20 protein-coding genes are annotated in these 24,834 nt (G+C 66.9%); 14 read left to right on the top strand and 6 right to left on the bottom strand.

The genetic code is table 11. The features are described from left to right. The 8 genes from HOP03_06805 to HOP03_06840 all read left to right on the top strand — a co-directional run bounded on the left by HOP03_06805 (position 1) and on the right by HOP03_06840 (position 12,168). Positions 1–1,128, top strand: coding sequence for a hypothetical protein (locus tag HOP03_06805; GenBank protein NOT87872.1), 1,128 nt, complete (start codon positions 1–3; stop codon positions 1,126–1,128). Next, the gene (locus tag HOP03_06810; protein ID NOT87873.1) at positions 1,125–1,643 is read left to right on the top strand and encodes a baseplate assembly protein; all 519 of its coding nucleotides are present in this window, start codon (positions 1,125–1,127) and stop codon (positions 1,641–1,643) included. The genes HOP03_06805 and HOP03_06810 overlap by 4 nt, the downstream gene beginning before the upstream one ends. Before the next feature lie 10 nt (positions 1,644–1,653). Next, positions 1,654–2,013, top strand: a complete 360-nt coding sequence (locus HOP03_06815) for a hypothetical protein (GenBank protein ID NOT87874.1) — start codon at positions 1,654–1,656, stop codon at positions 2,011–2,013. Positions 2,014–2,089: 76 nt separating this feature from the next. Continuing rightward, positions 2,090–2,446, top strand: a complete 357-nt coding sequence (locus HOP03_06820) for a GPW/gp25 family protein (protein ID NOT87875.1) — start codon at positions 2,090–2,092, stop codon at positions 2,444–2,446. A 49-nt stretch (positions 2,447–2,495) separates the two neighbouring features. Next, on the top strand, positions 2,496–4,994 hold the full coding sequence (locus HOP03_06825) for a putative baseplate assembly protein (GenBank protein ID NOT87876.1): 2,499 nt from the start codon (positions 2,496–2,498) through the stop codon (positions 4,992–4,994). An 88-nt stretch (positions 4,995–5,082) separates the two neighbouring features. Continuing rightward, positions 5,083–8,262 carry a putative baseplate assembly protein gene (locus HOP03_06830; GenBank protein ID NOT87877.1) on the top strand — a complete coding sequence of 1,060 codons (3,180 nt, stop codon included), beginning with the start codon at positions 5,083–5,085 and terminating at the stop codon, positions 8,260–8,262. Between the two features lie 35 nt (positions 8,263–8,297). Beyond that, a complete protein-coding gene (locus tag HOP03_06835; protein NOT87878.1) occupies positions 8,298–10,547 on the top strand; it encodes a hypothetical protein in 2,250 nt (749 codons plus the stop codon). A 19-nt stretch (positions 10,548–10,566) separates the two neighbouring features. Further along, positions 10,567–12,168 carry a hypothetical protein gene (locus HOP03_06840; GenBank protein NOT87879.1) on the top strand — a complete coding sequence of 534 codons (1,602 nt, stop codon included), beginning with the start codon at positions 10,567–10,569 and terminating at the stop codon, positions 12,166–12,168. 307 nt (positions 12,169–12,475) lie between these two features. Here HOP03_06840 and HOP03_06845 read toward each other — a convergent pair whose 3' ends face one another. The 6 genes from HOP03_06845 to HOP03_06870 all read right to left on the bottom strand — a co-directional run bounded on the left by HOP03_06845 (position 12,476) and on the right by HOP03_06870 (position 17,476). Then, positions 12,476–13,852, bottom strand: coding sequence for a two-component sensor histidine kinase (locus HOP03_06845; GenBank protein NOT87880.1), 1,377 nt, complete (start codon positions 13,850–13,852; stop codon positions 12,476–12,478). Next, entirely contained in the window at positions 13,852–14,517 is a 666-nt protein-coding gene (locus tag HOP03_06850; protein NOT87881.1) for a response regulator transcription factor, read from the bottom strand. The genes HOP03_06845 and HOP03_06850 overlap by 1 nt, the downstream gene beginning before the upstream one ends. Before the next feature lie 51 nt (positions 14,518–14,568). Continuing rightward, positions 14,569–15,309: a cytochrome B gene (locus HOP03_06855; GenBank protein ID NOT87882.1), complete on the bottom strand. Its 741-nt coding sequence runs from the start codon at positions 15,307–15,309 to the stop codon at positions 14,569–14,571. Beyond that, positions 15,306–15,821, bottom strand: coding sequence for a cytochrome C (locus HOP03_06860; protein NOT87883.1), 516 nt, complete (start codon positions 15,819–15,821; stop codon positions 15,306–15,308). Before HOP03_06860 ends, HOP03_06855 begins: the two co-directional genes overlap by 4 nt. Next, positions 15,818–16,231: a DUF1924 domain-containing protein gene (locus HOP03_06865; protein NOT87884.1), complete on the bottom strand. Its 414-nt coding sequence runs from the start codon at positions 16,229–16,231 to the stop codon at positions 15,818–15,820. Before HOP03_06865 ends, HOP03_06860 begins: the two co-directional genes overlap by 4 nt. A gap of 156 nt (positions 16,232–16,387) precedes the next feature. Continuing rightward, positions 16,388–17,476 (bottom strand): cytochrome-c peroxidase, encoded by a 1,089-nt coding sequence (locus HOP03_06870; GenBank protein ID NOT87885.1) that lies wholly within the window; start codon positions 17,474–17,476, stop codon positions 16,388–16,390. A gap of 570 nt (positions 17,477–18,046) precedes the next feature. Here HOP03_06870 and HOP03_06875 point away from each other — a divergent pair. The 6 genes from HOP03_06875 to HOP03_06900 all read left to right on the top strand — a co-directional run bounded on the left by HOP03_06875 (position 18,047) and on the right by HOP03_06900 (position 24,824). Continuing rightward, entirely contained in the window at positions 18,047–19,441 is a 1,395-nt protein-coding gene (locus HOP03_06875) for a radical SAM protein (GenBank protein ID NOT87886.1), read from the top strand. A gap of 37 nt (positions 19,442–19,478) precedes the next feature. After that, positions 19,479–20,771: a hypothetical protein gene (locus tag HOP03_06880; protein ID NOT87887.1), complete on the top strand. Its 1,293-nt coding sequence runs from the start codon at positions 19,479–19,481 to the stop codon at positions 20,769–20,771. A 160-nt stretch (positions 20,772–20,931) separates the two neighbouring features. Further along, the gene (locus HOP03_06885) at positions 20,932–21,078 is read left to right on the top strand and encodes a hypothetical protein (protein ID NOT87888.1); all 147 of its coding nucleotides are present in this window, start codon (positions 20,932–20,934) and stop codon (positions 21,076–21,078) included. A 156-nt stretch (positions 21,079–21,234) separates the two neighbouring features. Next, entirely contained in the window at positions 21,235–22,530 is a 1,296-nt protein-coding gene (locus tag HOP03_06890; GenBank protein ID NOT87889.1) for a hypothetical protein, read from the top strand. 21 nt (positions 22,531–22,551) lie between these two features. Further along, positions 22,552–23,856: a hypothetical protein gene (locus HOP03_06895; GenBank protein ID NOT87890.1), complete on the top strand. Its 1,305-nt coding sequence runs from the start codon at positions 22,552–22,554 to the stop codon at positions 23,854–23,856. Further along, positions 23,853–24,824: an arginase family protein gene (locus HOP03_06900; GenBank protein ID NOT87891.1), complete on the top strand. Its 972-nt coding sequence runs from the start codon at positions 23,853–23,855 to the stop codon at positions 24,822–24,824. The genes HOP03_06895 and HOP03_06900 overlap by 4 nt, the downstream gene beginning before the upstream one ends. Positions 24,825–24,834 lie beyond the last annotated feature (10 nt).

Consider the following 24,834-nt stretch of genomic DNA (forward strand, 5'->3'; position numbering starts at 1 on the left):
ATGGTCAAGGGCATCCATCTGTCGCTGATGATCGGACCGGCGGTGCCGGTGCCGGCGCCGCGCGTGGTGGTGGATGCGCTGCAGAGCGTGCAGATCACCAGCGGCAAGGACAAGAGCGGGTTCCAGCTGTCGTTCGCGGTGAGCAAGGACTCGGTGCTGCTCAACACGATGTTGCCGGCCGGTTATTTCGACCCGATCGCGACGCGGGTGATCGTGGTCGTCACCCTCGGCGGATTTCCGCACGTGCTGATGGACGGCATCGTCACCCGCCAGGAATTGGCGCCGAGCAGCGAACCCGGGCAATCGATGCTGACCATCATCGGCGAGGATTTGAGCGTGTTGATGGATATCATCGAACTGAAGATGCCGCACATGGCGCTTGATGACACCCTGCAGGCTTACAGGATCCTTGCCCCGTACGCAGCGTTCGGCGTGGTTCCGATCGTCATACCGTCGTTCATCGTCGATGTGAAAATCCCCACCAAGGGTTGGGACACGCAGACCGGCACCGATCTCAAGCATCTCAAGCTGCTCGCCGGCAAGAACGGATTCGTTTTTTACGTCGAGCCGGGACCGCTGCCCGGCCAGAGCATCGCCTATTTGGGTCCGAACATCCGCATCCCGGTGCCGCAGCCGGCGCTGAATATCAACATGGACGCACATACCAACGTCGACGCCATGAGCTTCGCGCTGGATGGTTTGGCCAAAGAGATGATGATCGTGACGGTCAACGACCCGATCACCGGAAAAATCCCGATCCCGATTCCGATTCCGAGCATCAGCATTTTCCAACCGCCGCTCGGCGCGCGCCCGACACTGCCGGCAAAGATTACTTTCAGCACCGAGGAAGGTGGTGAAACGGTCACGCATACGCTCAAAACCATCGTGGGCCGCCTGCTCAAGGGGTCGGCGAATGCGATCACCGTCACCGGCTCGCTCGATGTGTTGCGCTACGGCCATGTGCTGCGCTCGAAAATGATGGTCGGCGTGCGCGGTGCGGGCCTGGCTTACGACGGCCTGTACTACGTCGACAGCGTCACCCACAGAATCAAGCGCGGCGAGTTCAAGCAGAGCTTCCAGCTCAGCCGCGATGGCCTGATCTCGCTGACACCGAAGGTGCCGACATGAAGACGTATCCCGGGCTGTACCGCGGCACGGTCACGCCCGTTCCAGATCCTGAATTCCGCGGGCGTCTGCTGTTGACGATTCCCGACGTGCTCGCATTCATACCATCGACGTGGGCCGAGCCGTGCGCGCCGCTGTCCGGCCCACCGGGGCCGATGGGCGTGTACATGGTGCCGCCGCCCGGCGCGGGCGTATGGGTGATGTTCGAGCACGGCAATGTCAACAAACCGGTGTGGATCGGCTGTCGCTTCGACACCATGGCGGATCCGCCGATCGACGCGAAGCTGAGCAATCCGCTCGATCCGAGCATCGTGATCCAGACGCTGCTGAAGAACACCCTGGTGGTCAGCGACCTGCCGCCGACGCCGATCACCGGCGGCATCATGCTGCGCAGCACGACCGGCGCGATGATCGTGGTCAACGACAGCGGGATTTATCTCAACAACGGCAAGGGCGCGATGATTTCGATGATCGGAAAAGTCATCGATTTCAACGTCGGCGCGATGACCATCATCTGAGGACCGACCGATGCCCGGCTTCCTGCTACACGTCAACGCGGTGATGACCTGCATCCATGGCGCCGGTCAGGCCAAGATCGCGCCGACCCAGCCGCGCGTGCTGGTCAGCGGCCAGGCGGTGGCGACGATCCCGCCGGGACTGCCGACGACGGTGGTCGCCGGTTGCCCGTTTACTTTGCCCAACGGCAAGCCGCAGCCCTGCGTGACCGTGCGCTGGTCGATGCCGACCGCGCGGGTGATGGTGATGGGCTTGCCGGCGATGGTGGCGCCCGCGCCGGGGCCGGGGCCGGGCATCTGCCAAAGCGTCGAACAGATTGCGCAGGGCACGCCGATCGTCGGCGCGATGCAGGCGCGCGTGTTCGCGATGTAGATGCAAGCGTGGCGATGCAAGGCGACCGGACGTAAATCGAAACGAAAGCATGCAGTACCGCAACAGGAGAACCGCAATGGACATCGACTTCCCGTTTCATCCCGACGGTCGCGGACGCAGCGCCGACGCCGCGTACGCGCATCACGTGCGCGACATGATCGAGCAGCTGGTGTTCACCAATCCGGGCGAACGCGTGAACCGCCCGGATTTCGGCAGCGGCCTGCTGCAGCTGTTGTTCGCCGGGAACAGTCCGGAGCTGGCCGCAACCGTGCAGTTCACCCTGCAGGCGGCGCTGCAGCGCTGGCTGCAGGACGTGATCGAAGTGCGTTCGCTGCAGGTGGCGGCGGACGATGCCGCCGTCACCGTGCAGGTCGGCTATCTGCTGCTGCGTACGCGCGAAGAGCTCGACGCCACATTCACCCGCGCGATCTGAGCAACGCACGGCGCACGCGCTGTTCAAAACACTAGTGGAGGAGCCGACGATGAGCATCAGTTGCTGCAACGACCCCAGACGCGACGCCGTCCGCCGCTTCCAGGGGCGCACGGGTCTGGATTTCGTTGAAGTCTCCGCCGACCAGCGCACGCTGTTCGTGTATTTCCTCGGCAAGCTGCCGCCGGAGTTCGCGCAGGACGGCCCGGCGCTCGACGACCATCTGCGCATCGAGGGCGGCAGCCGGGTCACCGACATCCGCATTCTGGATGTCGATCCGCATCCCAGCGACGACCCTGAGGTGGACGATTGGCTGGTGGTGCGTCTGGATCGCTATGGGGATTTCTCGCGCTACACGCTGCATTTGCGCGACGTCGACGGACTGGATCCGATGTACGCGAGTGCGACGTTCTCGTTCAAGGTCGGCTGCCCTTCGGATCTGGATTGCGCACCGGTCGACGCCTGCATCGAAACGCCGCCGCCGGAGCCGGCGATCCCGTATCTCGCCAAGGACTACGCGAGTTTCCGCCGCCTGATCCAGGACCGCCTGGCGCTGATCGCGCCCGACTGGAACGAACACCATGTGCCCGATCTCGGCGTCGCGCTGACCGAACTGCTCGCCTACACCGGCGATTACCTGAGCTATTACCAGGATGCGGTCGCGACCGAAGCCTATCTCGACACCGCGCGCCAGCGCATTTCGGTGCGCCGTCATGCGCGCCTGGTCGATTACCACCTGCACGAAGGCTGCAACGCGCGCGCCTGGGTGGTGGTGGAAACCGATGCAGACACCGATCCGCTGCCTGCGCGATCGGTGGCGTTTCTCGGCGGCATCGCTGCGGATGCGCCGCTGCCGACCGTGCTTGGCCCCGACGCCATGGCCGGTCTCGGCGCGCTGCGCTACGAGCAGTTCGAGCCCTTGCGCAACGACGCGACGCTGACCTGGCGCGTCGCCCACAACCGGATCCGGTTCCACGATTGGGGTCGCGACGATTGCTGTCTGTCGCGCGGTTCGACTTCGGCGACGCTGATCGATGCCTGGCAGGGCGAAGGCCGCGCGCTCGCACTGCAGCCGGGCGATGTGCTGGTGTTGAAGGAAGTGCGCGGCGCGCGCAGCGGCATCGAAGGCGACGCCGATCCGACCCGCTGTTGCGCGGTGCGCTTGACCGCCGTGACCCCGATCGAAGACCCGCTGCTGCTGGTCGCGGCCGGCGACGATGCCCAAGCGCGGCCCACGCCGCTGCTGCAGGTGGAATGGGACGCCGCCGATGCGCTGCCGTTCGCGCTGTGCCTGTCGGCGCTGGGACCCGCGCCCGAGTGCGCGCGGATGCGCGACCTGTCGCTGGCGTTCGGCAACGTGGTGCTGGTCGACCACGGCCGCAGCCGCGATCCGCAGCCGCTGGGCACGGTGCCCGATGCGTTCGGCGACGCCGAATGCCTGTGCGAAGGCCAGCCTTCGGAGATCGCGATCCTGCCCGGCAAGTTCCACTGGTCGCTGTCGGAGGCGCCGCTGACCCATCGCGAACCGCCATCGACACCGCGCGCCGCGCGCCTGAGCCTCGACCAGGATCCGCGCGCGGCACTGCCGCAGCTCGCGCTGCACGACAGCAGCGAACAGCGCTGGACGGCGGTCTTCGATCTGCTGACCAGCGGCCCCGGCGATCGCCACGTCGTCGCCGAAATCGACAATGCCGGTATCGCCCAACTGCGTTTCGGCGATGGCGAACTTGGCATGCGTCCACCGGCAGGGATCGCGTTCGATGCGCACTACCGGATCGGCAACGGCGTTGCCGGCAATCTCGGTCGCGGTGCGATCAACCGCATGCGTCTGCTCGATCGCGAACTCGACGGTCTCGGCCTGCGCATCGACAATCCGATGCCCGCGAGCGGCGGTCGCGAACCGGAACTGCTGGCCGAGGCACGCATGTATGCGCCGTCGGCGTTCCGCAAGACCCTGCTGCGCGCGATCACCGCCGACGACTATGCGCGGATCGCCGAACAGGATCCGCGGATCCAGCGCGCCAGCTGCGAACTGGTGTGGACCGGCAGTTGGTACGAAGCCGATGTCGCGCTCGATCCGCTCGGCCAAGTGCCGGCGACCGATCCACTGATCAGCCAGACCGGAACCCGGCTGCATGCCTACCGGCGGATGGGTCACGACCTGCACATCGAACCGGCGGTCTACGTCCCGATCGATCTTGCACTGGAGGTCTGCGCGCTGCCCGGCTACGAGCGCGGCGCGATCAAGGCCGCGCTGCTCGAACGTTTCGGCGCGGGACGCATGCGCGACGGCCGGCCGGCGTGGTTCCATCCGGACCGGCTCAGCTTCGGCCAGAGCCTGCGCATGAGCGAAATCATCGCCGAATCGATGTCGGTGACCGGCGTGGAGTGCGTACGCGTCTCGCGCATGCAGCGCCTGTTCCTGCCGGCCAATCATGAAATCGACAACGGCCTGCTGCCGCTGGCGGCGCACGAAATCGCGCGTCTGGACAACGATCCGAATCGTCCCGAGCACGGCAAGCTGTCGATCGATGTCCGGGGTGGCCGATGAACGCCACGCCGTCACGTTGCCACAACACAGGGTCCGCATCGCCGCCGTGCATTGTCGGCAATGCAGGGCGCCCAGGGAGAGCATCGCCATGAGCTGTCACACCTGCGGTTGCGACGCGGCCCGCTGCGATTGCTGCACGGGCATCGTCACGATGACACCGGCCAGTATCGAGAACCGGCCCGGACTGCCGGCGCTGCATTATCGGGTCGGCACCCACGGACGTTTCCTCGCCAGCATGAAGGCGCGGCTGCCGATGATCGAAGTGGTCGCGCCGGGAAAAGACAACCAGACCCTGGAAAGTTTTCGCCCGCTGCAAGCCTTGACCACGCGCGACCCGGCCGATCCGGCGATCGCGATCCTCGATGCCTGGGCTACGGTGGCCGATGCGCTGACGTTCTACCAGGAGCGGATCGCCAACGAAGGCTATGTGCGCACCGCGACCGAGCGCCGTTCGCTGGTGGAACTGTCGCGCCTGGTCGGCTATGCCCCGCGCGCCGGCGTGTCGTCGAGCGTGTTCCTGTCCTACACGCTCGACGACAACCAGGCGGATGCGGTCGAGATCGCGATCGGCACCCGCTCGCAGAGCATCCCCGGCCCAGGTCAACTGCCGCAGTCGTTCGAGACCTCGGAAGTGCTGCTCGCGCGCCGCGAATGGAACGATCTGCAGGTGCGGCGCAAGCGTCCGCAGCGCATCGACAGCAGCACCATCGCGAACATGCCGATGTTCTACGCCGCCGGCACCGACACCGGCGTGCAGCCCGGCGATCTGCTGTTGTTCCGCTTCGGCACGACCGCGGCGAATACCGTGTCCTGGGCGCGCAAAGCCACCAAGATCGCCGCCGATTTCAGCGCCGACCGCACCGCCATTTCCCTGCAGCCGCTGCCGTGGCTGGTCCTGGCGGCGCTGCCGCTGCTGCAGGCGCTGACGGTCGATCTGATCCCCGCTGCCGCACGCGATACCGGCGCCGCACGGGCGCTGGCCACGGCCCGCAGTCTGCTCGACTCGGTGCGGCTCGGCCTGTATCCGCCTGCGATGACCTGGGCGACGATCATCGACGACAGCGCCGGTGTCGAAGACCCCGAAGCGATGACTCTGATCCAGGACTTCGGTGCGGCGATCGAAACGATGTCGAACGGCCCGGCCGCGCCGGCGCCGGTCTCCTCGACCCCCGACATTTTTGCTTCCGCGCTGCTGAAACCGCCGCTGCTGCAGGCGGCGAATACCCAGCAGCTGCGCCGCGATCTGGGCACCGCGTTCTCGGCCGGCGCCGACCTGCAGCCGCAGTTGCTGCTGGGTTTCGCGCCGCGCCTCAAGGACAGCTACTACACCGCCTGGCGCGGTGCGACGCCGCCCGCATTGCCGTCGCCGCTGGAAGGCGTGTACGCCTTGCGCGATGGCGAACTGCTGTTCGGCGCGACCGCCGGCCCCGAGCCCGCGTTCGACGACGGCGAACTGCTGCCGCCGGCCGAGTGGGGCGAATGGCGTTACGCCAACGACGAGACCGAAACCAATGCGTTCCTGGCGAAGGCCGATGCGCTGCTCGCTGCAGGCGATCTGGTGCTGGTGCAGCAACCGATCGAGCGTTCGTCCAATCGGCCGCAGTACGGCCGGCAGGTCCTGCGGGTGGACGAAGTCTTCACCGGCCCGCGCGGCGCCTACGGCATTTCGGCCGATGCGACCCGCATCGAATTCGCCGGCGCGCCGTGGCGCGAAGTCGAAGGTTCCCAGGTCCGCTACAGCATCGACGGCCTGCGCAAGACCCGGGTGTATCCGCAGAAACAGCGGCTGCAGCTGGTCGAGATGCCGATGGAAGACATGGTGTTCGGCCAGGAGATCGAACTCGGCCCGCTGCATGCCTCGCTGACATCCGGGCGCTGGGTGATCTTCGAAGGCGAGCGCAGCGATATCGACGGCGTCGCCGGCGTGCGCGTCAGCGAACTGCTGATGGTGTCGGGACTGGTCCACGGCTACGACGACACCCTGCCCGGCGACCGGCCGCACACGACGCTGCGATTGGCGACCGCTACCGCCTACCGCTACAAACGCGACACCCTGCGCATCCACGGCAATGTGGTGCCGGCCAGTCACGGCGAAACCCGCCAGGAAGTGATGGGCAACGGCGATGGCGCGCAGGCGCTGCAGCATTTCGCGCTGCGCCAGCCGCCGCTGACATGGCGACCGGCACCGACCGCCGCAGGCGCGACCAGCACGCTGAAAGTGCTGGTCAACGATGTCGAGTGGCGCGAAGCCGACAGCCTCGCCGGTCTCGGCGCGGATGCGCGCGCCTTCGTCACCCGCACCGGCGACGACGGCATCACCACGGTCACCTTCGGCAACGGCATCGACGGCCGGCGGCTGCCGACCGGCTTCGAGAACGTGCGCGCCGAATACCGCAGCGGCATCGGCAAGGGCGGCAACGTCGACGCCAGGCAGATCAGCCTGCTGGTGACCCGTCCGCTGGGCGTGAAGGACGTGATCAATCCGCTGCGCGCGTCCGGCGGCGCCGACCGCGAAACCATCGGTTTGATCCGCGAGAACGCGCCGCGCTCGCTGATCGCGCTGGATCGCCTGGTCTCGACGTCCGATTACGCCGATTTCACCCGGATGTACGCCGGAATCGCCAAGGCCGAAGCGATCCGGCTCAGCGACGGCATGCGCGAACTGGTGCACATCACCATCGCGGGCGTCGAGGACATGCCGATCGATCCGGAATCCGACCTGCTCCGCAATCTGCTGGCGTCGCTGCGCACGCTCGGCGACCCCGGCCTGGTCGTGCAGGTGGCGATGCGCGAATTGGTGACGCTGGTGCTGCAGGCGAAGATCAAACTGGCCGACGGCTATCGCTGGGAACCGGTCGCCACCGCGGTCCGCGCGCGCCTGCTCGATCGTTTCGGTTTCGACCAGCGTCCGTTGGCGCGACCGGCGCTGCTGTGCGACATCGTCGCCGCGATCCAGTCGGTGCGCGGCGTGGCCTGGGTCGACGTCGACAACTTCGGCGGCGTCCCCGAAACCTTCCTCGACAAGAACCAGAACGGCAAGCGCGTACTCGCCACCCAGGATTTCATCACCGCCACGGTCGCGCAGATCACCGGCTCGCAATACGGCGATTCCGGATTCAAGCCCGTCCGGGGCCCTGCGCAGCGCGTGGAAGCCGGTGGCGCGGAACTTGAAGGCAACGGCCTCGAAGGCGGCACGATCCGCCCGGCGCGGCTGGCGATGTTCTCGCCAGCGGTGGCGGACACCCTGATCCTCAATCAAATCGTCTGACGCACCCCACGCCAGCGAACCCATCGAGCGCAGCCATGACCGCCCTGTCGACGACACCACCCGACGCACGCATCGACCGCCTGTATCGCAATCTGCCCGCGATCTATCGCATCCGCGACGCCGAGCACGGCTATCCGCTGCAGGCGCTGCTGCGCACCATCTCCGAGCAGGTCAACCTGGTCGAAGACGATATCGCGCATCTCTACGACAACTGGTTCATCGAAACCGCCGACGATTGGGCCGTGCCCTATCTCGCCGACCTGCTCGGATTCCGCCCGGTGCCGTCCGCCGGCACGCCGGCGCAGACGCTGGATGCCGAAGGCCGCGCGTTGAACCGGGTGCTGGTGCCGCGTCGCGAGATCGCGAATCTGATCCGCAACCGTCGTCGCAAGGGCACGCTCGCGCTGCTCGAAGACCTGGCCCGCGATGTCGCCGGCTGGCCGACGCGGGCGGTCGAGTTCTTCAAACTGCTCGATCGCGCGCAGCAGTCGAATCATCCGCACTACGACCGCCTGGGCACCGCATCCCTGCGCGACATGCAGGCGATGGATGTCGTCGATACGCCGTTCGATTCCCTCGCGCACAGCGTCGATGTCCGCCGCGCCAATTCGCGCTACGTCCGCGGCGACAGCCGCAACCGCTACAACATTCCGAACGTCGGCGTCTTCGTGTGGCGCATGCGCAGCTATCCGGTCACGCGCACGCCGGCCTATTGCGTCGAGGATGTCGGTGCGCACTGCTACACCTTCAGCGTGCTCGGCCAGGATGCGCCGCTGTATCGCCGCCCGCAGCCGGAACCCGGCCCGGACCATATCGCCGAAGAAGCGAACCTGCCGGTGCCGATCCGCCGTCGCGCGATGGAAGCGGCGCTGGACGATATCTACGGCGAAGACCGCAGCGTCGCGATCTGGGCGGAACAATGGGCCGGTCACGACCCCGCTCAGCCGCTGCCGGCGTCGGCGCTGATCGTCGCCGACCTGTCCGGCTGGCGCTACAAACCGGCGCGCGGCAAGGTCGCGATCGATCCGGTGCTCGGGCGCTTGATGTTCCCGCCGACGCAGCTGCCGAAGAAGGGCGTGCGCGTCGGTTACCGCTATGGCTTTTCGGCCGACCTCGGCGGCGGCGAGTATCTGCGACCGATGCACCAGCCGGCCGGAGAGTTCACCCTGTACCGGGTCGGCGAAGACACGCCGATGCCGCGCATCGCCGACGCGCTGCGCCAATGGCGCGAGGACGCGCCCGCGCACGCGGTGATCGAACTGGTCAACAGCGGCGTGTGGGTGGAGCCGCTGCACATCCGGTTGCGCCCGGGACAGACGCTGACGCTGCGCGCCGCGAACGGCGTGCGTCCGGTGATCCGCCTGATCGACTGGCAGACCGATCTACCCGATGCGCTGACCGTCGAGCTCGATGTCGGCAGCCGGTTCGCGCTCGACGGCGTGATCGTCACCGGACGGCCGCTGCATGCGTCCGCGCCGCGCGATCCGGCGCTCTACGCCGATGCCGCCGCGAACGCGCCGAACTGCGCCGCTGAGCTGCTGATCCGCCACTGCACGCTGGTGCCGGGATGGGGCATCGACTGCGACTGCGAACCGGAGCGGCCTGCAGAACCCAGCCTGGAGCTGCATCAGCTCAAGGCGCGGGTGCGCATCGAGCACAGCATCGTCGGCTCGATCCAGGTGCAGCAGGATGAAGTCGGCAGCGATCCGGTGCCGCTGTCGATCGAAGACAGCATCGTCGATGCCGCCGATGGCGGGCACGAAGCGATCGGCGGCGCCGGCAGCGCGGTCGCGCACGCGGTGCTGACGATCAAGCGCAGCACGATCTTCGGCATCGTCGAAGCGCATGCATTGGATCTGGCCGAGAACAGTCTGTTCAACGATTGCCTGAACGTCGCCCGGCGACAGATCGGCTGCATGCGCTTCTGCCATGTGCCGCGACACTGCCGCACGCCGCGCCGCTATCGCTGCCAACCCGACCAGGTCGTGGCCGCGGTGCGCGCACTGCAGTTGTCGGCGTCGGGCGATGCCGAAGCGGAAGCCGAGCGGATCGCCAGCGAAGTGCTGCGCGTGCGTCCCCGCTACGACGCGCGCCGCTACGGGCATCCCGGATACGCGCGGTTGAGCATGCAATGCGCCGAGGAGATCCGGCGCGGTGCCGACGACGAATCCGAAATGGGCGTCTATCACGATCTGTACGAACCCCAACGCGAGGCGAACCTGCGCGCGCGCCTCGACGAATACACGCCGGCCGGCATGACGGTCGGTCTCCTCTTTGCCGACTGACTCGGATAGGGATGCAACCATGAAAGGCGATTTCTCACGGGTGACCTTCGATCCCCGCAATCACTTCAGCCAGGTGCTGCTGCAACAAGGCCGCGTCACCCTGGATGCCGATCCCAACGAGCAGGGCGCGATCCTGCTCCACTACCTGCGCACGATGGCGCGCGACCTGTTCGGGCCCTACGGCGGCCCGGTGGACGATCTGGGCTTCGCGCTCACCCTCGATACCACCGACGCCACGCCGACGCTGATCGTCGGCGCAGGACGCTATTACGTCGATGGCATTCTCTGCGAATCCGACGGCTGCGATTACATCGATCAGCCGCACTACGTCCCGGCCGCCGCCGAAGGCAATGACGCGGGCGATCCGCTGCGCGCCTGGCTCGACGACCGCGCCGAGGGCGATCGCCGGTTCTGGGTCTATCTCGATGTCTGGGAGCGTCACGTCACCGCGATCGAACATCCGTCGATCCGCGAAGTCGCGCTCGGCGGCCCCGACACCTGCAGCCGCACGCAGGTGGTCTGGCAGGTCAGGGCGCTGGAAGGCGACGCGGTCGAATCCGGACTGGAACGTCGCCTCGAACTCGTCGAGGACCGTCTGCAGCAGACCCAGGACCCGGTCGAACGCGCGCGCCTGGAAGCGTTGCGCCAACGCATCATCGACGGCATGGCGCTGCTGGAGGAAGACGCATCGCAGGCCTGCGCGGTCCCGCTGCTGGTGCTCGAACGCGACGACCTGCCGGCGCTGGCCGCACGGATCGACCCCGGCCAGCGCCTCGACGACCCCTGCATCACCAGCCCCGAGTCCGGCTATCGCGGCGCGGAGAACCATCTCTACCGCGTCGAAATCCACCAGGGCAACGCCAACGGCGCGCGTCCCACGTTCAAGTGGTCGCGCGACAACGGCAGCGTGGCGACCCGCTGGCTCGCCGTCGCCGGCGACCGCCTGACCGTGGCCAACAGTCGCGGCTTCAGCGCCGGGCAATGGGTGGAGCTGAGCAACGACGAGGACGATCTGCTCGGGCGCGCGGGACCGCTGTTCCGGATCGCGAGCGTGGATGCCGATCAACTGACGGTCGAAATCCGCAACGGTTCGCCGACATGGGTCGTCGACGCGTCCAATCCGAAAGTGAGGCGCTGGGACCAGAGCGACTACGGCGATGTCCGGCTCGTGTCCGGCGCGGTGCCGGTGACCGAAAGCAGCGGCACCGACCCCGGCTGGATCGATCTCGAGGACGGCGTGCAGATCCGCTTCGCGGCGGGCCGCGAATACCGCAGCGGCGACTACTGGCTGATCCCCGCGCGCGTCGCCACCGGCCGGCTCGAATGGCCCGAGGATACGGGCGGCAGCGCGCGGCTGCAGTGGCCGCGCGGCACCGAACATCACTACGCGCCGCTGGGCTTCGTCGGCAACATGGACAACGGCGAAATCGAGACCCGCTCCTGTCTCTGCACGGTCTATCCCATGAGCAGTTGCGGCGTGTTGGGCAATCGGATCCGCGGCATCCAAATGCTCGGCAACGGCACCAGGCCGGCACCGGCACCGGCCGCTCCGGCGCGGCCCGTCACGAAGACCGGGACGAAAAAACCGAAGCCGCCGAAAGTTCCGAAACCGGACGAATGATGTTTCCTGCAGATCGAAAAGACGACATGCGTTAGCGACGACAGACCGAGAGCCTGTTCGAAATCTTTGCGCGTTGAAAATTTCGCTCGTCATTCCCGCGAAAGCGGGAATCCAGTGTCGTTGTATTTCAGCGGGTTAAAGACGCTGGATTCCCGCTTTCGCGGGAATGACGAGCGAAAGCGATGCTTGTGGTGATGTTTTGAACAGGCTCTGAAGCGCCATTGCCCGCCTGCATGGCGCGGATCCCGCGCGCGTTGGCAGATGGCTGCCGGATCGATTCAGGCGGCTCGTTTCAGACCGGATGGATTCAGGCCGGTCGCGACGCGTGCCGCTGTGGAATCCGCAGATGCACGCCGAGCCCGGCCCCGTCGAGGCCGTCGGACAGCGACAGCTGCGCGCCGATCGCATCGGCGATGCGTTCCACGATCGCAAGGCCCAGGCCGGCGCCGCCGGCCGCATGCGTCTCCAGCCGGTCGAAGCGCTGCAGCGCGCGGGTGCGATCTTCCGCCGCGATCCCGGGGCCGTCGTCGCACACGCTGAGCGACACCACGTTGTCCAGGCGCGAAGCCGCAAGCTGGATGCGGACGCCTTCGCCGCCGTACTGCAACGCATTGCCGACCAGATTGCGCAGCACGATCTGCAGCAGCAGCGGATCGCTGTCCACGCGCAGATCGTCCGCGATCTGAAGCGAGATCCGTGCCTGCTGCCGACGCGCGAGCGGTGCGAATTCGGCGAGCGTGTCCTGGACGATATCGCGCATCGACGCATTCGCGGTCGCCGTACTGAGAACGCCCGCTTCCAGTCGCGACAAGGTGAGCAATTGCCCGGTGAGCGCGGTCATCCGGTCGCAGCCGGCGATCACTCCGACCAGCGCGCGCTGGCGTTCGGCGTCGTCGCGCGCGCCCTGCGCAACCTGCGCCTGCGCGCGGATCGCCGCGACCGGCGTGCGCAGCTCGTGCGAGGCGTCGCCGATGAAACGGTGCTCGCGCGCGATGCTCGCGCCGGTGCGTACGAACAGGGCGTTGAGCCGATCCAGCAGCGGACGGATCTCGCGCGGCGCGTCGTCGGCCACGATCGGCGTGGTATCCAGCGGCGCGCGCATGCCCACCGTCTGTGCCATGCGCTGCAGCGGCGACAGGCCGCGCCCGAGCACGAACCAGATCCCCACGCCCAGCAGCGGCAGCGCCAGCAGCATCGGCCACGCCTGCCGCGCCAGCGCTTCGCGCAGGATGTCGGTGCGCGCGGACACCGGCTCGCCGACCTGCACCCAGTCGCCCTCGCGGCTGCGGGTGCTGTAGACGCGCCATGCGGTTCCGGCGGCGGTCACGTCCGCGAAGCCATGCCGGAACGGCGCCAACGGCGTGTTCGGCGCGTTGGCGCTGTGCACGCCGAGGCGACCTTCGTTCCACACCTGCAGCGCAAGCCGCTGATGGGCGTCGCCGAGATCCGGCAGGTGCTCCAGCTCGATCTCCTCCAACTCCTCCGATGCCTGCGCGACCAGCAGCGCCGCCGAGGTCGCGAGGTGCGCGTCGAGCAGTTCGCCCAGTTCGCGACGCGCCTGCGCGTAACTGGCGAATGCCGACAGCAGCCAGACCACCGCGACGATCGACAGCATCGCCACCAGCAGGCGCGTGCGCAGCGAAAAATCCCGGTCGTGCCCGGATGCGTTCGCGGCGGCTTTCATCAGGCTTCCGATGTCCGCAGCATGTAGCCGACGCCGCGCTGGGTCACGATCAGCGTCGGGTCGAGCTTGCGGCGCAGATGATGGATATGGACTTCGAGTGCATTGGATTCGACCTCGTCGTTCCAACCGTACAGCCGTTCGGTGAGCTGTTCCTTGCTCAGGAAACGATTCGGCGAGCGCGCGAATTCCAGCAGCAGATCGAACTCGCGCGGCGACAGCTCGACCGGCGCTTCGTGCCAATCGACATGTCGCGCGGCGGGATCGATCCGCAGCGCACCCACCTGCAGCAGCGGTTGCGCATCGCCGCCACTGCGACGCACCAGCGCGCGCAGCCGCGCGGCCAGTTCGTCGAGATCCACCGGCTTCACCACGTAATCGTCGGCGCCAGCATCCAGTCCGTGCACGCGTTCCTCCACCGCATCGCGCGCGGTGAGGATCAGCACCGGCGTACGGTCGTGCGCCTCGCGCCGTTGCCGAAGCAACTGCATGCCGGACAGACGCGGCAGACCAAGATCGAGGATCACCGCCGCGAACGTCTCGGTTTTCAGCGCGGTGTCCGCAGCGATCCCGTCGCGCACCCAATCGGCCGCGAAGCCGCGCTGGCGCATGCCGATGCAGAGCGCATCGCCGAGCAGCGGATCGTCTTCAACCACCAGCACGCGCATCGTCGGCTCCCGTCGTTGCGGCATTATCGGACGGCATGCCGGTACGCGCCATCAATCCTCGTCGTGTTCTTCGTGCCCGGCCGCTGCACCGGCCGTCGTGGGATCGCCGCTGCCGGCCAGACCGAACGGCAACTGCCTGGTCGCAAGGCCGTAGCTCCAGAACGCGGCCAGCGCCGCGAACAGCAGCAGCGCGACGATCCCTGATTTCCGGGCGATGCCATCTTCAGGGCGCAGCCCGGACTTGCGGCCGGTGACCATCGCACGCGGCAGATTCTCGCGATGCAGAACGCTGGAGACGATCACGCCGACGATGTGCAGACCGACGACCACCAGCATCGCGATGGCCAGCGCCTCGTGGACCTCTTCCAGCGACTCGCCCGCACTTCCGACCACCATCTGCCAACCGGTGATGGCGATCGCCAGGCCGAGCCCGAGCAGCAGCCAGACCGCGACCGCGCCGGCGGGGTTGTGGCCGACGTGGTGCTCCGGTTGGCGTTTCGCCATCGAACCGAGATAGCGCAGGGTCGCGCCCGGTCCCTTGAAGAAACTGCCGAAGCGCGCGTAGCGGCTGCCGATGAAGCCCCAGACGATGCGGAAGCCGATCAGGCCGAACAGGCTGTAGCCGAACAGCAGATGCAGCAGTTGCTGACGCTCGCTGTCGGAGGTCAGCCAGGCGCCCGCGAAACAGATCGCGAGACTCCAATGGAAGAGCCGCGTCGGCAGGTCCCAGATCAGGACCTTCGTCGCGCTGGCCGAAGGGACAGTGGTTGAAGTGGCGGGGGCAGTGTTCATCGTGTCGGTCCTGCAGCAGGGCGAGGGGGCGATGCGCGCGGGATGCGCACATCGTGCTCTGAAAATGCGCCGCGTTCTGCGCCACGGTGGCAGGCTGCGCAGTTGGCGGCCGATTTCACCGCGGGCGAACGCCAGGTGGCGACTGGAATCTCGTCGTGTTCACGCACGAACCATGCGGCACGGGTGATGCGCAGCGGTTCGGCGCGATTCGCGGTACCGCGTCCGGCGTTCGTACGCAGCCAGCGACGGATCGTCCCCGCGTCCTGCGGCGCAAGACTCGCATCGCTGCCGAAATGGCGATCGAGTCCCGCCATCAGCGCGTCCCACGACACGGCCGGCAAACCCGACGCGGGATAGGGCACGTGGCAGCCGCCGCATTCCTCGATGTAGATGGCCGGCATCGGCGCTCGACGCGGCGAACGTTCGTTGTCGTCATCGTCGCCTGCGGCGAATGCGCCGAACGGCAGCATCATTGCGCACGACAGCGCGGCGGCGATCCACTCGCGGTTCATCGCACACCTCCCGCGCGCAGACTGCCGAGCCATGCGAGCACATCGCCCTTCTCCTGCGCGCTGCATTCGCGGTCGACCACATCGCGACAATTGCGACGGAACCATTTCTCGGTTTTCGCCGCGTCGGCGAAGCGTTTCGGATTGACCGTCGGCGCCATCGGCAGGATCGCGCGCCCGGTCACGTCATGCTTGCCGCTGCGGGTCGGATCCGACGTATGGCAGCTCGCGCAGCTCCACTCGTTGCCGTGCTTCGACAGGAAGAAACGTTGTCCCCGCGCAGCGGAAAACGCCTTGAACGACGGATCTTCGCGAGCCGCCTGTTTCGCATATCCGGCCTGCAGTTGAACGATGGATTGTGCCTGCGCGGCGAACGGCAGGCACAGCGCGATGGACCACCAGAGGATTCGCATCGAAAACACCTGTTTCCGTGGAAGATGCCGCCACGATGCGCGTCGATGCTTAAGCGCGCCTTACGGTGCTGTAATCCCGCAGGCGCGTCCTGCGCCAAAGACGCGAACGCCCGCGATGCGCCATGGCATCGCGGGCGTTCCTGTCGGCCGTCGCGCTCAGCCTGCCGGCAGTGGCGTCGTATCGCTGCGCTCGGGCAATTCCGGATAGGACACCTTCGGAATCGGCGCGGTCAAGGAATGCAGGAACAGATGGATTTTTTCCGCTTCGTCCGGCGTCAACGTGGCGCCGAGCTGCGCATCGCCCATGATGGTCACCGCTTCCTGCAGCTTCCACACTTTTCCGGAGTGGAAATACGGTGCGGTCGCCGCGACATTGCGCAGCGGCGCAGCGCGGAACGCGTATTCATCGGCTTTCGATTTCGTCACCGTCAAGCGGCCGACATCGCCGGCCGGGCGCACCTCGTCGGATGGTTTGTGGACCACGCCGAACGGAAAATACGCCTGGCCGCCGAGGTTGATGCCGTTGTGGCAGCTGGCGCAGCCTTTTTCCATGAACAGCTTCAGGCCCGTCTGCTGGTCCGCGGTGAGTGCGCGCGCATCGCCTTCGAGAAATGCATCGAACGGCGCGCCGGGCGTGATCAGCGTGGTTTCGAACGCTTCGATCGCCTTGGCCATGTTGTCGAAATTCACGACTTTCGCCTCGCCGGGAAATGCGAGCTCGAATGCCTTCACGTAACCCGGCATCGAATTGAGCGTCGCTTCGACCGCCGCCGGCGTGTTGTTCATTTCAACGCCGGCCTGCACCGGCCCCTTGGCCTGCGCCTTCAGGTCTTCCGCGCGGCCGTCCCAGAACTGGGCGATGTTGAACACCGCGTTGTAGACCGTCGGTGCATTGCGCGGGCCCTTCTGGAAGCCGTGGCCGATCGAGGTCGGCACGCCGTCGATTCCGCCCATCCCGAGGTTGTGGCAGGAGTTGCAGCTGATCACGCCGCTGGCCGACAGGCGGCCGTCGAAAAACAGCATCTTGCCGAGCGCGATCTTGTCCGGCGTGACCGGATTGCCGGACAGCGCCGGGGCCTGGTCGGGAATCGGCTTGAACAGCGCCTGCGCCTGCGTCAGCAGTGCAGGATCGGCGGCCGGTCCCGCCGCTGCGGGCGCAGGCTCACCCGCTGGCGCGGTCGCGGCGGTTGCAACGGCCGGCGACGGCGTTCCTTCGCGCTGGCAACCCGCCGTTGCCACGGCCATCGCCAGCAGACTCCAGGTCAAAGCGTGCATTTTCATCGCGATGTTTCCTTGTGAACGAAGCCATCACCGTCTGCCCGCAACCTTAAGTGCGCCTTAAATCGGGCAGTGCAGACGAAAACCGGCTTGCGCTCATTTCTGCGCAGCACGGTCGACATCCTGCAGCGGCACCCGCCCATCGAAACCAGTGCGTCGAATCGCGCGAGGGGACAACCCCGCTGAAGCCATTCATATAGCCGACTTGGTGAATCCGCTCGGTGGCGCTTTTTTGCTGCACCGCATCAACAATCAAGCGATTTCTTGCCGGTGAGAGCTCGCGGAAGCTGGCCTGCCGCGTGCTGTGGTGTGCCGATTTTGGCGAGACTTGTCTCGAGCGGGAAAGGTGTGCTATTGATCGGTAAAGCGAATGATAATTATCTTGTTTGCTGAATGATTCAGTTTCAAGAACACGGCTCGCACCCACTCATGGGATGAGGTCAAATGAACAGGAACGTTCTCGCAAGGTCGCCTCTCGACAGTATTCCGATCACCATCGTCGACGACGTCGCCGCGTCCGGGCCGCCGCTCGATGGCATGCACAGCTGGAAGCCGTCGCGCTTCAATGTGCAGACGACCACGAACGAAGGCTGGCTGCTGCTCTGGAACACCTACACCGGTGCGATGAACGGGTTCCGGCCTGCGCAGCGCGAGGCGATGGTGGCGCTGCTCAGCCAGAAGGGCACGACCGCGCCCGAGGGCGGCATCGCCAGTTACCTCGCCCAACGCGGCTATCTCGTCTCCAAGGACGCCGACGAACTGCGGCGCGTGCAGTACGCCTTCGGCCAGGAGAACCACCGCAGCGACCGGCTGGAACTGATCCTGCTGGCGTCGGAGGATTGCAACTTCCGATGCACCTATTGCTATGAGGATTTCAAGCGCGGCACGATGCGGCCGGAAGTGCGCGAAGGGGTCAAGAAACTCGTCGAAAACCGCATGAAGACGCTTCGCGAAATGACCGTTTCGTGGTTCGGCGGCGAACCGCTCTACGGCCTGGAGGCGATCGAGGACCTGGCGCCGTTCCTGGCGGAAACCGCGCAGCGGGAAGGCATCGAATACTTCAGCCACATGACCACCAACGCTTACCTCATGACCGAGGACGTGGTGGACAAACTGCTCTCCTGGCGCATCACCGATTTCCAGATCACGCTGGACGGCCTGCCGGAGGATCACGATCGCCATCGTCCCGGACGGGATGGAAGCAGCACCTTCCAGACGATCTACGACAATCTGGTGAAGATGGCCGCCCGGACGGACGATTTCTCGGTCGGCATCCGCGTCAATTTCGCGCAGGGCAACGTGCCGGGCCTGGAACGATTCCTGGAGCTGCTGCAAGAGAAGTTCCGCGACGACGAGCGCTTCACCCTGTCTTTCCACGCCGTCGGCAAATGGGGCGGCGCCAACGACGCCAACCTCGACGTCTGCGGCACCGGAGAGTCGCACGCCGTGCGCATGAAGCTGAAGGCCGCGGCGAAGGCGTTGGGACTGCAGGTCACCAGCGGCTGGCGCCCGGGCGCCGGGGTGGGGACCGAGGTCTGTTACGCGGCCCGTCCGTACAACTTCATCGTCGGCGCCCACGGCGATCTGATGAAGTGCACGATCGATCTCGACAGCAAGGACCGCAACATCGTCGGCAAACTGCTCCCGGACGGGACCCTGGATCTGGATACCGACAAGATGGCGCTGTGGACGGAGCCTGCGTTCGAACGCGACACCGGTTGCCAGAGCTGCCACATGCTGCCGGCCTGCCAAGGCATCCACTGTCCGAAGATCCGGTTCGATCACAACCGCAGCCCTTGCCCGGACATCCGGCGCACCGCCAAGGAACAGATGGCGGTTTATTTCGAGACCAAGCAAACCGAAGCGCGCGAGGGTACCTCCGCGCCGCGTACAGCGGTCGCGCGCGGTCGCGTGGGCACAGCGGAAGGCTAGGCGCGGGAAGGCGACACAGCGACGGAGACAGGCGCACATGCAACGGATGCAAGCCATCGAAGACCCTCACGCCGGTCACGTCGACGTGCAGCCCGGTATCGCGCGCCTCGAACATCTTCTCGCACGCGGCGAACACGCCGACAAGGATGCGGTGCGCGACGCATATCTGGCGTTGACCGATGCCGAACTGACATCTTCCGGCCTCAACGCCTACCGGATGAACCTGCTCTCGCTGTTCGGCGAACACTGGACGCGCGACAGGATCGACGCTGTGGCGCGCGGCGCGGCGATCAGCAAACTCTGGCTCGGGTGGGAATACCACCACCACTACTTGCCGGGCCTGGGCAAAAGCCCCGGCGAGGCGCAGTTGAAGAATGTTCCCGTCGACCTGGTGAAGGCGCAGCTCGGGCGCGGCCGTGGCCTGGTCGCGGCGACGTTCCACCAGGGACATTTCCGCTACATCCCGTCCGACCTGGCGCACGCGGGTGTGTCGCTGTGCATTCCGCTGGCCGCCGATTCGTTCGGCAACTACAAGACGGCGCGCGACGCCAATCCCGATGCGGCGCTGTGGAATCACCTGGATTTCACCAACGTGGAGGACCGTCGCGGCGCGCTGACCCTCGCCCGGCTGATGGCCAAGGGCGGCTGTGTTTTCGCTGCGATCGACGGCAATACCGGCATCGATGGTCCGCGCGGTGAACACCGGCGGGGATCCATTCACGTCCTGGGTACCGAGGTGCGGGTCAAGGACGGGCTGGTGCGCATGGCGGCGCGTTTCGGCGCACCGATCCTCCCCGTATTCGCCCACACCATCGACGGCGAGCGGGTTTGCCATACGGCGCCGTTGATCGATCCGGGCGAGCCGTTGCATGGCGATGAAGCCGAGGCCTTCGTGGAATCGGCCATGCGCGAGATCTATGCGCGTTTCGGCGAGAACCTGCTGGCGCACGCGGGCGAATGGAGCGGCGGCGATCTCTTCCACCAGTGGCGGGTCCCCGGCGCAGCCGCCAGCCGCGGGATCGAGGACGTCCAACGCGAGCTGTCGCAGCGCCTCGCCTCCGACGGCGGCAGGGCGGTGCTCAATCCCCGCCGCATGGTCGAACTGTCCCGCGCGAACGACAACGACCAGGTCTGGACCGACGCGGTCACCCTGCGCTGCTACCGCTTCCCCGAGGAAATGCGCGCGCTGGTCGAACGGCTGCGCAGCGACTGCGGCGTGGATATCGATTGGCTGGACCGCCACGAGGCGCAGACCCGCTCGCGCTTCTGGCGTTTTCTGTGCGAGCTGGCATCGCGCGACGCGGTGCTCGCCCACGGCGGAGAACGATGAGCGAATCATCGTGCGGGCGTCCCTCCCCGATGCCCGCGACGACGACCGAACCGATCCTCCGATGCACGAGGAACCGGGGCTTCACCGCAAGGCCGTGCATCAAACCGCAAACGGAATCGCGAGATCCGTTTTCTCAACGAAGTCAATGGAGAGCACTACGATGTCCAACATCATCAAAGACAACGCCAGCAATCTCGACAATTCGCTGCTGATCGACGAATTCGAAATCGTCGAACTCGAGGATCGTCTCGAATTGGCCGACCGCTGCAACGGCCGCTGCGACAAGCCGGATACGCCGACGCAATAACCGCGCACGCGATCTTCCGATGAAAACAGCCGCAGTGGGATCGTGGACTTCCGCCACGGTCCTGCTGCGGCTGCGCCCCACCCTTCCTCGCGTCTTGCTGTTCCCGCGACGAACGCGTTCCCGCCCGCCCCCAGGATCTGACGTCGCCAAACGCACATGACTGATTTTTCACGTCCATTCGCCAACCCGTTGCTGGAAGTGTCCGAGTTCGATTCGGACGCCACCCGGTCGATGGCGCTGTGCGCGGTGCCGACCGGGGAAGGTCATGTGCGCTTCGCGATCCCGTCCGAATACCTGGATCTGGTCCGCGAGTTCGATGGGCAGCGCGACGCCGACGAGGCCATCGACGCCTATATCGCGCGCACGCCCGGCGCACGCCCCAAGGAGTGGCTGCAGCGGCTGGTCGAAGAGTCGCTGATCCCCAAGGGCATCCTGATCCATGCGCACCAGGATCCCGGCAACGCCGGCGTCAGCAAGCAACCGAAACTGGCGTTCCTCTACATCAAGTTGCCGATCATCGGCCCGCGCATCGTCGACCCGATCGCGCGGCGGCTGGGCTTCCTGTTCCAGCACAAGGTGCTGCTGGCCGGACTGCTGCTGTTCGTGGCGATGCATGTGTACGTCTACGCCTTCCTGGTCGGCGACCAGCGCCTGGACTTCAACCGGCTCGATGCCGGCGACGTGCTGGTGTTGATGCTGTTCTCGACCTTGGCCACGGTGGTGCACGAGTTCGGGCATGCCAGCGCGGCGGCCTATTACGGTTGCCGCCGCATGACCATCGGCTGGGGCCTGTACCTGATCTACACCGTGCTGTGGACCAACGTGTCCGAAGCCTGGCGGCTGCCGCGTCGCCAGCGCGCGCTCGTGGATATCGGCGGCGTCTACTTCGAGAGTTTCTTCCTGCTGGCGATGCTGGCGGCGTATCTGTATTCGGGCGAAGCGATCTATCTGTTCGCCTTCATCTTCATCGACCTGTCCATCGCGACGACGTTCAACCCGTTCCTGCGGATGGACGGTTACTGGTTGATGAGCGATGTGTTCGGGATCGTCAATCTGCGCAAGCAGCAGCTGATCTGGACCCAGGAACTCGCGGCGCGGCTGTTCGGCAAGGAAGCGCCGCCGGTGCGCAGCGACCTGAGCCGGCGCGCGAAGTGGGCGCTCGGGATCTACACCGTGTTCGGTGTGGCGTTCCTGGCCTACATCCTCACGGTGATCTACAAGTTCATGGTGCTCAATGTCCTGAGCGAATATCCGGCGATGGTCGTCAAGTACTGGAACGACCTGCAGGCGGGCATGACCCTGCTGCAGGCAGGCAAGGATTTCCTGGAAATCTTCTGGCGCAGCCTGATGCTGTTCGGCGCCACCGTGACGCTGTTGAGCCTGGGCAGGGCGGTCATCCGGCTGGTGGGGTCGATCGCCCGGATAAGGACAGCGGCGCCGCAGGGCGCCTGAGCCGACGCCCGGTCCATGCCGATGACCTCCCCAGACTACCGCACGTCGCACGCCGCCCCGTCGCGCCCTGCGGCCGACGGGCATGCCACCGTTGTCGCGGTACCGGACGCGTCCATCGCGACGCGTTTCGTGCTGTGCGACGACGTCGCGCTGGAAAGCCAGGACGACACCCATGTCACGCTGGTCAACCGCGCCTCTTCCGCGCGCTCGCGGCTGTCGCGCGCGGCGTACCGTTTCCTGCGCGGCTTCGATGCGCCGCGAACGCTGCAGCAGGCGGCGGCGGGTGGCGATGGCGCAGCGCTGCTTGCGCAGGTCCGGCAATTGATCGCGCGCGGCCTGCTGGTCGACGCCGACGCGCCGGCCACTGTCGCCGCACCGCGCCTGCGCACTGCGGTGGCCTACCGGTTCTGCAATGCGCCGTCGCCCTTGGTGGCGGCGGATTTCGTCGTCCTTGGCGTGCCCTACGATCTCGGCGGCGATGGCGATTGTCGCGACGCGCCCGCAGCGATCCGCCGGAAATCCTTCGATTACGCCTACCAGTTGCGGGTCGATGACGGCCGGCCGCGCGGCTGGTTCGACGCCAATCGCGGCACGCGCATCCTGGAGGGCGCCACGATCGCCGACGCGGGCGATGTGTTCGTGGAATACGGCGAGGACCAGCGCACGTTGTTCGCGCGCATCGGCGCCGCGCTGGCGGGCGTCGGCATCGCGTCGCGCGGCCACGCCGGAGGCAGCGTGCCCGTCGTCCTCGGCGGCGACCGCTCGATCACCGCTGCGGTGGCGGCGCACCTGGGTGCCGGGCGACCGCTGACGGTCGTGCAGTTCGCGGCCACTCCGGCGTTGGGCGAAGTGCAGGATCCGCGCAGCGTCGCGGCCGACGCCGTCGGAACGCACGTGTCGCGCCTGCCGGGCATCCGGGCGTTCCATGCCTTCTGCTGCCGCTTCGACGGCGCGACCGACAATGCCGACACCCCGGCGAATGCGCGCGGGAGCGGAGTCGTCCACCCTGCGGCGCGGCTGCGCCGGGACCCGCCTGACGCCATCGCGCGCGCGCTCGGGACCGCACTGGACCTGCACCTGTCGATCGACCTGGGGCTGGCGCGCATGGCGCCGCTGGCCAGCGATGGCGCCAGCGTCCGGGACTTGGCGCTGCACGAGATCGATGCGCTGATCCGCGCGCTCGGCGCGGCGCATCGCATCGTGGGCATCGACCTGGTCGGGCTGGACCTGCGTGCGGACGCACCGACGGTGTCGACCGCCATCGCCTGCCACCTCGCGATGACCGCGATGGATGCCGCATACGCGCCACACCGGAGCGACCCGTGATGGCGTCGACGGCACCGACCCTGTTCGGCTGGCCTGCCGAGGCGCGCTTCGACGCACCGGCAACGGGCGCGTTGTGCGTGCTGGGCGTCCCGAGCGACCGCGGCAACGCGATCGCGCGCGGCGCGGCCGGCGGACCGGGCGCGATCCGGCGTGCCAGCATCGCGCCACATGCTCCGTGCGGCGCCGTCGCCTGCGACGACGCGCGCGACTGCGGCGATCTGGACGTGCACGCCGCCGCCGATGCGAGCGCAGTCCTCGCCGCGCTGGAAGCAGCCGTCGCACGGATCGTCGGTCGCGGTGGCTGTCCGCTGCTGCTGGGCGGCGATCATTCGCTCACGTTCGCGCCGGTTTCGGTGCTGGCGCGCGCGCGGGACCTGTGCCTGGTGTGGTTCGACGCGCACACCGATTTCAGCCCGTGGCCGGGCCGTGGCGCCCACGACCACAAGCAGGTATTGCGGCGGATCTCGGGATTGCCCGGCGTACGCCGGGTCGTGCAGATCGGTTATCGCGGGATCACGATCGGCGACGAGCGCAACCTCGGCGACGATGCCGTGGTGGTGACCACCGCGCGCGCGCGCGGGCTCGATGCGGACGGCCTGCTCGCGCTGTTGCCGGCCGACCTGCCTTGCTACCTGTCCATCGACATCGATTCGATCGACCCGCTGTGGGCGCCCGGAACCGCAGCGCCCGTGCCCGACGGTCTGTTGCCGGACACCGTCGCCGCGATGCTGCGCACCATCGTCCGCCACCGCCGTGTGATCGGCACAGATGTGGTCGAGGTGAATCCCGCGCTGGATGTCCGCGACCGGACCAGCCGCATCGCGGCAGACCTGGCCGGCGAGATCGCCGCGCACTGGCACCACCAGCGCGCACTGCGCACCGATGACACCGCTGCGGCGCCCGGCCTGTACCAGGACCGCGTGTCCGCGCATCCGCCCGACGGTGCCATCCCGTTCTCCGCGCCCTGATCGATACGCC

It is taken from the genome of Lysobacter sp. (assembly GCA_013141175.1).
Taxonomy (GTDB): Bacteria; Pseudomonadota; Gammaproteobacteria; order Xanthomonadales; family Xanthomonadaceae; genus Lysobacter_I.

Coding starts and splice junctions, on each gene's coding strand:
- HOP03_06805 (NOT87872.1), top strand. CDS start 1: ATGGTCAAGGGCATCCATCTGTCGCTGATGATCGGACCGGCGGTGCCG.
- HOP03_06810 (NOT87873.1), top strand. CDS start 1,125: ATGAAGACGTATCCCGGGCTGTACCGCGGCACGGTCACGCCCGTTCCA.
- HOP03_06815 (NOT87874.1), top strand. CDS start 1,654: ATGCCCGGCTTCCTGCTACACGTCAACGCGGTGATGACCTGCATCCAT.
- HOP03_06820 (NOT87875.1), top strand. CDS start 2,090: ATGGACATCGACTTCCCGTTTCATCCCGACGGTCGCGGACGCAGCGCC.
- HOP03_06825 (NOT87876.1), top strand. CDS start 2,496: ATGAGCATCAGTTGCTGCAACGACCCCAGACGCGACGCCGTCCGCCGC.
- HOP03_06830 (NOT87877.1), top strand. CDS start 5,083: ATGAGCTGTCACACCTGCGGTTGCGACGCGGCCCGCTGCGATTGCTGC.
- HOP03_06835 (NOT87878.1), top strand. CDS start 8,298: ATGACCGCCCTGTCGACGACACCACCCGACGCACGCATCGACCGCCTG.
- HOP03_06840 (NOT87879.1), top strand. CDS start 10,567: ATGAAAGGCGATTTCTCACGGGTGACCTTCGATCCCCGCAATCACTTC.
- HOP03_06845 (NOT87880.1), bottom strand. CDS start 13,852: ATGAAAGCCGCCGCGAACGCATCCGGGCACGACCGGGATTTTTCGCTG.
- HOP03_06850 (NOT87881.1), bottom strand. CDS start 14,517: ATGCGCGTGCTGGTGGTTGAAGACGATCCGCTGCTCGGCGATGCGCTC.
- HOP03_06855 (NOT87882.1), bottom strand. CDS start 15,309: ATGAACACTGCCCCCGCCACTTCAACCACTGTCCCTTCGGCCAGCGCG.
- HOP03_06860 (NOT87883.1), bottom strand. CDS start 15,821: ATGAACCGCGAGTGGATCGCCGCCGCGCTGTCGTGCGCAATGATGCTG.
- HOP03_06865 (NOT87884.1), bottom strand. CDS start 16,231: ATGCGAATCCTCTGGTGGTCCATCGCGCTGTGCCTGCCGTTCGCCGCG.
- HOP03_06870 (NOT87885.1), bottom strand. CDS start 17,476: ATGGCCGTGGCAACGGCGGGTTGCCAGCGCGAAGGAACGCCGTCGCCG.
- HOP03_06875 (NOT87886.1), top strand. CDS start 18,047: ATGCACAGCTGGAAGCCGTCGCGCTTCAATGTGCAGACGACCACGAAC.
- HOP03_06880 (NOT87887.1), top strand. CDS start 19,479: ATGCAACGGATGCAAGCCATCGAAGACCCTCACGCCGGTCACGTCGAC.
- HOP03_06885 (NOT87888.1), top strand. CDS start 20,932: ATGTCCAACATCATCAAAGACAACGCCAGCAATCTCGACAATTCGCTG.
- HOP03_06890 (NOT87889.1), top strand. CDS start 21,235: ATGACTGATTTTTCACGTCCATTCGCCAACCCGTTGCTGGAAGTGTCC.
- HOP03_06895 (NOT87890.1), top strand. CDS start 22,552: ATGACCTCCCCAGACTACCGCACGTCGCACGCCGCCCCGTCGCGCCCT.